Annotated in this window: 1 pseudogene; it reads left to right on the top strand. The window is 79.3% G+C overall.

From position 1 onward, the window contains the following. Positions 1-627, top strand: a pseudogene (locus A7A76_RS02945) (hypothetical protein); the annotation flags it as partial.

Raw genomic sequence — 627 nt, 5'->3', positions numbered from 1 at the left:
CGGCTCCGCCCAGGCGCCGGCCCAGGCCGACGCCGCGCACCGCGATGCGGCCGCGCCGGCGGTCGGCGAACGCGCGTCCTACGCTGCCGGCGCGCCGGTCCAGGCCGAAACGAACCACCGCGCGGTCGCGAAGACCGAGGCTCCGGCCGATGCCGGCGAAAGCGCGTTCGCGCCGAAGGCCGAAGCCGCGAAGGCCGAAACCGCGAAGGCCGAAGCCGTCGCTGCGGCCGAGGCCGAAGCGCCCGCGGCCGCCGCGGTCGAAGTCGCCGCTGCCGAGCCGGTTCCGGCGCCGGTCGCTCCGGCCCAGGTCGAGCCGTCGAGCTACATCGACGCCCGCGCCGATGCCCCGGCCCGCGCCGAACCGGCCGCCGAAGCCGCTCCGGCCCAGGTCGCCGCCGAGCGCGCGATCCAGGCTCAGCCGCAGGCCGAAGCCGCGCCTGCGGCCGTCGCTGCCGCGCCGGTCGAACCGGCCGTGACGGTCGAAGCGGCGGCGGTCGAGACGGCGGTCGTGGCGACGCCGGAACCGGTCGTCGAGCCGGTCGTGGCGGTCGCCGCAACCGTGCAGCCGAGCGAAGCCGAACGGGCCCAGGCCGAAGCCGCGGCGCAGGCCGCGGCCTCGCCGGCGCG

The sequence above is a fragment of the Lysobacter enzymogenes genome (genome assembly GCF_017168095.1).
Classification (GTDB): Bacteria; Pseudomonadota; Gammaproteobacteria; order Xanthomonadales; family Xanthomonadaceae; genus Lysobacter; species Lysobacter enzymogenes_D.
This window is presented reverse-complemented; position numbering and strand designations above follow the sequence as displayed.